5 protein-coding genes and 1 pseudogene are annotated in these 9,976 nt (G+C 41.6%); 4 read left to right on the top strand and 2 right to left on the bottom strand.

Going from position 1 to position 9,976, the window contains the following annotated elements; genetic code table 11:
- Positions 1–107: 107 nt before the first annotated feature.
- A complete protein-coding gene (locus V7K27_RS10615) occupies positions 108–1,547 on the top strand; it encodes a TldD/PmbA family protein (RefSeq protein ID WP_334946878.1) in 1,440 nt (479 codons plus the stop codon).
- 129 nt (positions 1,548–1,676) lie between these two features.
- Positions 1,677–3,023, top strand: a complete 1,347-nt coding sequence (locus tag V7K27_RS10610; protein ID WP_334946876.1) for a TldD/PmbA family protein — start codon at positions 1,677–1,679, stop codon at positions 3,021–3,023.
- Between the two features lie 343 nt (positions 3,024–3,366).
- Here the strand turns inward: V7K27_RS10610 and V7K27_RS10605 are convergent, their stop codons facing one another.
- Complete coding sequence (locus V7K27_RS10605; protein ID WP_334946874.1) at positions 3,367–3,648, bottom strand: hypothetical protein; 282 nt, start codon at positions 3,646–3,648, stop codon at positions 3,367–3,369.
- Positions 3,641–4,009: pseudogene (locus tag V7K27_RS10600) on the bottom strand (DUF4277 domain-containing protein); the annotation flags it as partial. The pseudogene V7K27_RS10600 and the gene V7K27_RS10605, both read right to left, overlap by 8 nt.
- Before the next feature lie 1,200 nt (positions 4,010–5,209).
- Between V7K27_RS10600 and V7K27_RS10595 the strand changes: the two are divergent.
- Positions 5,210–8,212 (top strand): peptidase domain-containing ABC transporter, encoded by a 3,003-nt coding sequence (locus tag V7K27_RS10595; RefSeq protein WP_334946872.1) that lies wholly within the window; start codon positions 5,210–5,212, stop codon positions 8,210–8,212.
- A 176-nt stretch (positions 8,213–8,388) separates the two neighbouring features.
- On the top strand, positions 8,389–9,957 hold the full coding sequence (locus V7K27_RS10590) for an HlyD family efflux transporter periplasmic adaptor subunit (protein WP_334946870.1): 1,569 nt from the start codon (positions 8,389–8,391) through the stop codon (positions 9,955–9,957).
- Positions 9,958–9,976: the final 19 nt, after the last annotated feature.

The following is a 9,976-nucleotide window of genomic DNA, read 5'->3' as shown; positions in this document are numbered from 1 at the left end:
CCCATTCCCCATTCCCCATTCCCCATTCCCCATTCCCCATTCCCCATTCCCCATTCCCCATTCCCCATTCCCCATTCCCCATTCCCCATTCCCCAATTCCTTAAATTATGTGGTCTGAACTTAAAAAAGCGATCGCTAGTTTCGATATTCCTGCTGATTGGATTGGTATCAGAGCCGTAAAGGAAACTTCTACTACCCGTTTAGTCCGTGACGCTTTACCCCAACTAAACGGCAAATCCTTCACTGTCGGAGCGATGCTGGAAGTTTTGGTTAATGGCTGTCTGGGTTATGCAGCTACTAACTCTCTAGAATTACCGTCTCTACAAGCGGCTGCTCAAACAGCTTATAAACAGGCACTAGCAGCCAGTGAATGGTGGATACATCCCTTCGGTGAAAGTGAGCGCCCTAAAGTCGTTGGTGAATATAAATCTCCATTTCTTGAGCCATTGAATGCTTTGAGTCCGGGAGAAATCAACGATTTACTGATTCGTATTTGCCAAACGCTGAAAGTTGACGACAAGATTGTGCAAACCATAGCCAGTGCTAGCACAACCGAGAGAGAATCTTGGTTTGTCAGCAGCAACGGTTCAGAAGTCTATCAAAAAATACTATCTATAGGCACTAATTACGGAGCCACTGCCCAAGATGGGGTGATTGTACAGCAGCGCAGCAACAACGGCTCACAAGCAAACTGTTACCAAGGTGGACTCGAACTATTAAAACAAGAAGATTTATGGCATCGGGTGCGGCAAATTGGCGAACAAGCAGTAGAACTTTTGACAGCAGAAGAATGCCCAACTACCTGCACCAACTTAGTTTTAGCCCCAGATCAAATGATGCTGCAAATCCATGAAAGTGTCGGGCATCCCCTCGAAATTGACCGAATTTTGGGAGATGAGCGTAACTATGCTGGGGGCAGCTTTGTTAATAAAAGTGATTTTGGCAACCTAGTATATGGTTCGCCACTGATGAATATTACTTTTGATCCCACCGTGCCTGGTGAATTTGCCAGCTATGGCTTTGATGATACAGGTGCTGTCGCAACGCGGGAGTTTTTGGTTAAAGAAGGAGTACTCCAACGGGGTTTAGGCAGTCTGGAGAGTCAAGCCAGAGCAGGTGTAGCAGGAGTTGCCTGTGCCCGTGCTTCCTCATGGAATCGACCAGCGATCGATCGCATGGCAAACTTGAATTTAGAGCCTTTAAACGCTACCTTTGAAGACATTATTGCTGGGATAGAACACGGCGTTTACATGGAATCTAACCGATCTTGGTCAATTGACGATCGCCGCTACAAATTTCAATTTGGTTGTGAGTACGCTAAATTAATTGAAAACGGTAAATTTACTAAAACCCTCCGCAATCCCAACTATCGCGCCACAACACCAGAGTTTTGGCACAGCTTAACCCAAGTAGGAAATGCTGACAACTGGCAAATGTATGGTACTCCCTACTGTGGTAAAGGAGAACCAAATCAGGCCATTTGGGTAGGACATGGTTCACCTGTTTGTGTATTTGCTAATGTCGAAGTTTTTGGCGGAGGAAGTTAAAGAGGATACGGGGACACAGAGATACGGAGACACGGAAACACAGAGACATTTATCATTCTCTGCGTCCCCGCGTCTTCTTTCCCGACTCCCTACTCCCCACTCCCCACTCCCTATTAATATTTAATATCTATGAAAATTGAGGAATTATCTGCGTTAGAAGTCAGCTTTAATCGACTGATTGAAACTCTACTTATCAAAAAAGCAGAAAATGAACACTTTACTGTAAGACTAAGCAGTGAAAGAAGTCAATTTACTCGTTTCAATCATGCGAAAGTACGACAAACTGGTTGTGTTGCTGATGGTTGGATTGAACTAACTTTGATGGCAGACCAACGCAGCAGTGTTCGACAGTTTCCCTTTACTGGAAATTGGGACGTAGATTGGCAGTTAACATATGCTGCTTTGCAGGAACTACGTGAGGAAATTATTCTATTACCCATCGATCCATATCTAGTTTTGCCATTAGGAAATAATACCAGTAGAGAACTACATTCTGGGAATTTATTGGCGACGGAAGCAGTAGTACCAACTGTGCTGGAGCTAGTTGCTGAATTAGATTTTACAGGGATATATGCAGGGGGAATAGTAATTAAAGCTTATGGTGATTCTAACGGACAGAAACACTGGTTTGCTACTGATTCTTTTACCTTAGATTATTCTCTATTCACCACCTCTGGACAAGCAGTTAAAGGCACATTTGCCGGGAGTGATTGGGATAAATCTGCTTATATAGCCAAAATCAGCGAAGCCAAAAAGCAACTAGAACTACTTTCTCGCCCAGCTAAAGAATTGCCGCGAGGACAGTACAAAAGTTATTTTGCACCTGCTGCTGTTGCAGATTTATTAATGATGCTTTCTTGGGGATCTGTGAGCGAAGCTGATATCCAACAAGGAAACAGCGCTTTAGCTGCTCTATGGCGTGAAGAAAAACAACTTTCGACCGCATTTAGTTTGAAAGAAAACTTTCAACGGGGATTAGTACCGCGATTTAATGAATTGGGAGAAATAGCAGCGCCGGAGATACCTATAATAGAAAAAGGAGATTTAGTAAACACTCTGGTGAATTCTCGAACTGCTAAAGAATATCAAAAAATTGCCAATGGTGCTAATGGTTCAGAGACTTTACGAGCGCCAGAAGTGAGTCCAGGAAATTTAGTTTTTGAGCAGATTTTTCCGAGTTTAGATACAGGATTATATTTATCAAATTTGCATTACTTGAATTGGAGCGATCGCCAAACTGGTAGAATCACAGGCATGACCCGTTATGCTTGTTTTTGGGTAGAAAATGGAGAAATTATTGCCCCCATTGAAAACTTACGTTTTGATGAAAGTCTCTATCGCTTTTGGGGAGAAAACTTAGTAGATTTGACCACATTTCAAGAATTCATTCCCGAAGTAGGTACATACGAGAGTCGTCAACTTGGAGGTAGTTTAGTTCCCGGTATGCTGGTAGAAGATTTTACCTATACTTTGTAATCAGGTGTTGACAGACAATCAAAAGCCAACAGATAGAACCCACCTTCCGCACCCCCAAGTGTCACAAGCGGAAATTACTGAGAAAAACACGTAAGCAAGAATAAAAACAAACATCTGAAGACAAAAAAGACATTTGAGCCGCCATGAATCACCAAAAATGGCATCAAAACTTATTGTCAATAAGCAGCAATAAGAATTGATGGCAGATAGATTCGGATGAGATAATTGAAGAAGAATTCAGAATCCAGAATTCAGAATTCACCAATCTTTCAGTCGCGGGTCTGAATCCCTGATTGATTGAAGACCACCAAATTGAAAATTTGGTGGGGTGCAAAAACGCCGATTATTCATCCGCTTTTTCGTTCAGAATACCCAACTGAATTCTGACGACTGGCGCCAATATTGCTGTTCGATAAATCAAGATGTTAACAAGAAAGGCAGAGGGCAGGAGGCAGAAGGCAGAAGGGAGTTCTGCTTCGTGTCCACAGAGAGTGACCGGACCGAACTTGGGTTTAAGTCCCCCACCAAAATCTCTGCTGAAGGTGGCCTGCAATTGGTGTGGGTCTGAAGCCCAGACCATATTGCTACCTTCTGCCCTCTGCCTTCTGCCTTCTGCCTTCTTCACAGACTCTCCCCAGTTTATCGTCGTTGAGATATTCTGGTTTTACTCCTGCTCCTATTAAATGCTCACAGGCTATTGTTTCAAAATATTGGGGAAACATATACAAAGGTTTTGATATAAATCCTAAGTTGATGTGCAGCTAAATTGTATAAGACGAAAACCCAAAAATATTGTAGTGCGGGCAACATGAGCGCGTCCAATATACAAATTAAATACGCAACAGCTTAACCCATTCAATATCATGGCTTTAACGACATGACCAGGGCTGACTTTTTCTCATTTCTCTTCACCTATTAATGAGAGTGATTGTTTCTACTAATCCTATAGAATCTATTATTCCTGCTACTATGCCTAGATGGTCTATGTTCTAAATTTCAATGTCTTTAGCATTCAACATCACAACAGTATTCTCCACGTCTTCTGTTGTAATTAAATCATTTCTCTTTTTGTTATCAATTAATTTTTTTAACTATGGCGTTTTCCCTTTCTTCTGCCTTTCGTCACAAAACTTCCTCTTCTCGCCAATTCAAGAGACTTAATACTACTTCTTCTCATTAAGTCTCTTAACTTTTTAAGCAAATTTAGTTATTATGTACTACTCTGTCAGCTTTTTGTTGATGTGTGACAGTTAGGGTGCGGAAGGTGGGATATAAGGATGGACTCGATATTAATTAAACTAGTAGATTTACTGAAGGCAGTTATTGTCTTTTCTTCATAAATTGAGTAGTTGATTACTCTCAGGCGATCAAAAAATATTCACCTTTACTTTTCCAGTTAATTTTTATTGAATTAATCTGGGCCAAATGTCATAGCTACTGTTTGACAACGAAAGTTTGTTGTTTTTCACCGATTATATAGTGATGGTATCAATCCCTATATTGAAGATTTTGTAAAAAATAACTCAGAAATTTAAAGTTTTTTTTAATTACACAATTCTTCATGAGGGTATTTACTTAGGAAAGCATTTGTGATATTTTCATGTTAAATTATCATAAATTCAAATATCCGACGCTAAGTTTAACAACGGCGTTTATCAAAAAGTGAAGGTTCAAAACCTCGCCCGCAAGTTGCGCGTTCGCGCTAGCGTCTCGTCAGAGAAACAGTCCTTGTATCTGAAGGTAGGTAAAAACCCCTCTTACCGTTGTATCTGTCTTGATTTAATACTTCCGACTTCCGACTTCCGACTTCATTTTTATGTGTCCTGGTTTGATGACAAGTATCCATCTTGCATACTTGCAATGCTAAATATTGATTTTCAACTTGTATAAATTAACGCGATGATGGCGTAAATTATGTAGCGTTAACCAAGTGATAAGTTGTCCTCGATCTATTTACGCTATCTTGGTTTTGAATAATGCATAACATTAGGAACCGTGTGAACTGGATGCAGAACTGCAATTAGATGAAGTTACTCTCTGTGCTTTTACATATTCAGGCACACACTGAATACTAGAGAAGTCTTGCGGCTGCTGGCATAAAACCAAACACTGCTACTGTTAATAAAAAGAGATGCTCCCTAATATTTTCGGCTTTATTCCTCACTTTTTCCTTCGACTTGTTTTATATGACTTACATTAAGAACACTTTTGCCGAATTTCTCACCACCCTAGAAGGGTTTGATCAGTTACCAGATGGAGCGATCGCCAATCTATCAGAACAGGTGCAAGCTTGGCGCTATCGCATCGGTCAGAAAATCATTGGTAAAGAAAGTCTCCCGGAACAGATCACCATAATTTATGAGGGACAAGTGCGCCTGTTGGGATATGACCCCCAGACGCAACTGCCAATCACTCTAAAATTACTGCAACCTGGCGAAATTATTGGCGAAATTGGTTTGCTGCGCGATATCGCCTGTGAAACAGCGATCGCCTCCACCGAAGTAGTATGTTTAACCTTGAATGCCTCAGCATATTTTAGCTTTCTGGCTTTATATCCAGCTTTTGCCGATGCTCGCAAGAACCGCAGTTATTTAGTTGAAGTTTTCGATATTCTCAGTTCCTATTGGCAAAAGCAAGCGATCGCGACTTTAAACCTCAGAGAACTGTCAGAAAAGGCTTTACCACAGGCGAAAATACATTACCTCCCTCCCGGAAAAACTCCATTCAACCAACTAGATCGCGAAAGAGTCTGGTTTATCAGTGGCGGTGGGACAGTCACGAATTTATCACCTAGCGATCGCCTAGAATCGCACGATGATAGAGATAATATTCAAGTCATCGGTCAAAACTCCGCCCGGTTGCTGGGGATACATCCGTCAGATTTGATCTTGGAAGTCCCTCATCAGATAGAACTTGTGGTAAGTGACACCAAATCAAATAGCACCCAGGAACTAGATATTCCCTACGCATCAAACGAAATAGTTCCACAGACAGCGCCCCAGACCTCAAACAGTTTGCTAAAAGGCAAATACCCGTTTTTTGGTGGTAACGGAGAACTAAATACAGCCTTCGCCTGCTTCCAAATGATCGCGAAGCAGCTAGAAATGCCCTTTCGTCGAGAGGTGGTTCGCCGCATCTTAACTGAGCAAGTCAAACGTCAGGGTACTATATCGTTTCAAGTTACTGCTTACCTAGCAGAGTTAATCGGACTGAAGGCGCAGTTGATAGAGCTACCAGTAGCCTCTGTGACGCGCATTCCTACACCGGCATTAATTCGCTATGGTGATAGTTTTGCGGTTTTATATGCAGCAGATGCAAATACTATGGTTGTGGGTGTCCCATCCGAAGGAATTGTGCGCTGTAAACCCGCCCAATTGATTGAACAATTAGATGTTGATCCAACCAACTTTCCGCCCCAAGTTAGAGTATTACTGCTCACTCCTACCAAAGAAACACCCCAAGAGCGCTTTGGTATCCGGTGGTTCCTGCCCTATTTGTCACGCTACCGTCGAGTCCTGATAGAGGTCTTTGTTGCTTCCTTTTTCGTGCAGTTGGCAGCCTTGGCAAATCCGCTAGTCGTCCAGTTAATTATCGACAAAGTTATCACTCAAAATAGTATTGGTACTCTACATATTTTGGGGGTTTTGCTATTAGTAGTCGGGATATTTGAAGCCGTGCTGACTACCTTAAGAACCTACTTATTTGTTGATACCACTAACCGGATCGATATGAGTTTAGGGTCGGAAATCATCGACCACTTACTACGTTTACCCCTGCGCTATTTTGAACGCCGACCGGTGGGCGAACTTTCCACTCGCATCAACGAACTAGAAAATATCCGCCAATTCCTCACGGGTACTGCTTTAACAGTGGGGTTAGATGCTCTATTCTCAGTGGTCTATATCGGTGTAATGCTGATTTACAGTTGGCAACTCACCTTAGTAGGCTTAAGCACAATTCCGGTGTTTATCATTGTGATCTTAATTGCTTCTCCCACCATTAGCAGACAGTTACGTGGTAAAGCCGAACGCAACGCCGAAACTCAATCTTATTTAGTGGAGGTGATGTCAGGAATTCAAACAGTAAAAGCGCAAAATATTGAATTGCGAACGCGCTTTTCCTGGCAAGAGCGTTACGCTCGATTTGTTGCCGCAGGTTTTAAAACAGTTGTGACTTCTACCCTCGCCAACTCTACCAGCAGCTTCCTCAACAAACTCAGCAGCTTACTAGTTTTATGGGTAGGAGCTTATTTAGTACTGCAACAACAATTAACTTTAGGCGAATTAATTGCCTTTAGGATTATATCGGGTTACGTCACCAGTCCAATATTGCGCTTGGCTCAACTCTGGCAAAGCTTCCAAGAAACTGCCTTGTCTATAGAACGTTTAGGCGATATTGTCGATACACCACAAGAAGGAGAAACAGACCGCTACAATATACCCTTACCTCCGATCAAGGGAGCAGTGAAATACGAAAATGTTTCCTTCCGGTTTGGCACAAGTGGTCCTTTGCAACTTTCTAATGTCACCCTCGAATTTTCTCCAGGTCAATTTATCGGCATTGTCGGACAAAGTGGATCTGGTAAAAGTACGATGATGAAGTTACTACTGAGACTTTACGAAACCGAGTCCGGCAGAATTTTGATTGATGATTATGATATTGCCAAAGTGGAACTTTATTCACTGCGACGACAAATAGGCGTAGTTCCCCAAGAGACATTATTGTTTGACGGCAGCGTTCAGGAAAATATTGCTCTGACGAATCCCGATGCCACAACCGAAGAAATTATCGAAGCGGCTCAGGTTGCTTGCGCCCACGAGTTTATCATGAACTTGCCCAACGGTTACAACACGCGGGTGGGCGAACGGGGTTCTGCACTTTCAGGTGGACAACGACAGAGAATTGCGATCGCCCGCTCTGTTTTACAACGACCAAAATTATTAGTTTTAGATGAAGCAACTAGCGCATTAGATTATCCCACAGAACGGCAAATATGTCTCAATTTAGCCAAAGCATTCAAGGGTGAGACAGTATTTTTTATTACCCACCGACTGAACACCGTGAGTAATGCAAATAAGATCGTCGTGATGGATAATAGTAGGGTTATAGAACAAGGCAGCCATCAAGAACTAATGGCTCTTAAAGGTCATTATTCTTATCTGTATCAGCAACAAGATGTTAATTTGTAATTACTCATTGCTGGTGGGAGCATGGCATGAGAAAATTCTCTGTTTGCCCAACTCTTCCATAGATGCAGCAATCAGCGTAGAGTAGGCAATTTCACAAATATCAAAATCCAGGTTTTCGACATTGATAAATAGCGCCCACCCTACAAAAAATCCCAAACCCAAAAACCAAAATCGTTATGACTCAACTTAATGGGAATCAACTCAACGGCAATCAGAAAAACGGAATAAAGCAAGATTCACAGGTACTTACAAAGCAACAAAAAGCTGCTCAAGAGTCTTTAACTAACTCAAACACTCAGGAATTTGAGCAATCCATCGTCTTGCGCCAATCTCCAATTTGGTCGCGTACAATCATGGTTACTCTAATTCTGTTAGCCTGTTTTGGAATTGGTTGGGCTTATTTTGCAAAAATTGAGCAAGTAGTGCCAGCAACAGGGCAATTAAAACCACAAGGAACAGTCAAAGAAATTCAGGCTCCTGTGAGTGGAGTCGTGAAAACGGTTAATGTTAAAGATGGACAAGAAGTAAAGCCAGGAGATTTGCTCCTGACTTTTGATTCTATCGCTTCTCTTGCTGAATTAAATTCTTTGAATAAAATTCGCCTTGCATTAATTAAAGAAAACCAAATTTATCGCCGATTGATGGGTGCAAGTACCAACACAGGATCTGAAGTCTTATATTTGGGCGGGAATTTGCCACCAGAAACTGCTTTTCTGTTGAAAAGTCGGGCAGCACTAGTAAGAGAAAATGAGTTATTGCGGACTCAATTAAAAAATTCTGGTCAAGATTCTGCGGTAGGAATGGATGAGCAAAAACTTTTACAAGTTGCCAAAAAAGAATTAGACTCTCGCTCATCAGCAGCGCGATTGGAAGTAGAAAAAACCAAAAAACAACTTAGTCAAAATCAATATAAGCTGGAAGATAGCAAAGCAAGTTTAGCTATTCAACGAGGGATTTTAAATAAGCTGAAGACATTAGCACAAGAAGGTGGAATTTCTCAACTTCAGTATCTCAACCAGCAACAAGAAGTACAAAACCGCACGGCGGAAGTAGCGCAACTAGGTGAGGAAACAAAACGCCTCCAGTTTGATATAGAAAAAGGACGACAAGAGTTAAGCAATACGGTGGCTCTTTCTGATAAGACCATTTTGGATAAGATAGCTGATAATAAACAGCGTATTGCCGCAATCGATAGCCAATTCATGAAAGTTGTGCTGGATAATGAGCAGCGTTTGGCAGATGTCAATAGTAAAATATCTCAATCACAGTTAAATATTAGATATGAAGAACTCCGTGCGCCTGTAGCTGGAAAAATTTTCGATTTACAAGCAAAAAACCCTGGATTTGTAGCGACTCCAACGACAAAACTGCTGCAAATTGTCCCAAATGAAAACTATATAGGTGAAGTTTTCATCACTAACAAAGATATTGGTTTTGTACGGAAAGGTATGAAGGTAGATGTCAGAATTGACTCCTTTCCTTACAGCGAGTTTGGCGATATCAAGGGAGAAGTGATTGACATAGGGTCAGACGCATTACCGCCAGACCAAACACATCAGTTTTATAGATTTCCGGCAAGAGTCTCATTGGATAAACAATCTTTAGTGATTAAGGGTAAAAAAGTCACCTTGCAATCAGGTATGTCCATCAGTGCTAATATCAAAGTGCGCGAAGAACGCAGTGTGATCAGTTTATTCACTGAGTTGTTTACCAAGCAAGTTGATACTCTTAAAGAGGTACGTTAGTAGTTGTAGTCAAACAATT

Source organism: Nostoc sp., from assembly GCF_036919575.1.
Taxonomy (GTDB): Bacteria; Cyanobacteriota; Cyanobacteriia; order Cyanobacteriales; family Nostocaceae; genus Nostoc.
This window is presented reverse-complemented; position numbering and strand designations above follow the sequence as displayed.

Excerpts from the sequence above, each read along its gene's own strand:
- V7K27_RS10595 (WP_334946872.1), top strand. The coding sequence starts at position 5,210 with ATGACTTACATTAAGAACACTTTTGCCGAATTTCTCACCACCCTAGAA.
- V7K27_RS10590 (WP_334946870.1), top strand. The coding sequence starts at position 8,389 with ATGACTCAACTTAATGGGAATCAACTCAACGGCAATCAGAAAAACGGA.
- V7K27_RS10610 (WP_334946876.1), top strand. The coding sequence starts at position 1,677 with ATGAAAATTGAGGAATTATCTGCGTTAGAAGTCAGCTTTAATCGACTG.
- V7K27_RS10615 (WP_334946878.1), top strand. The coding sequence starts at position 108 with ATGTGGTCTGAACTTAAAAAAGCGATCGCTAGTTTCGATATTCCTGCT.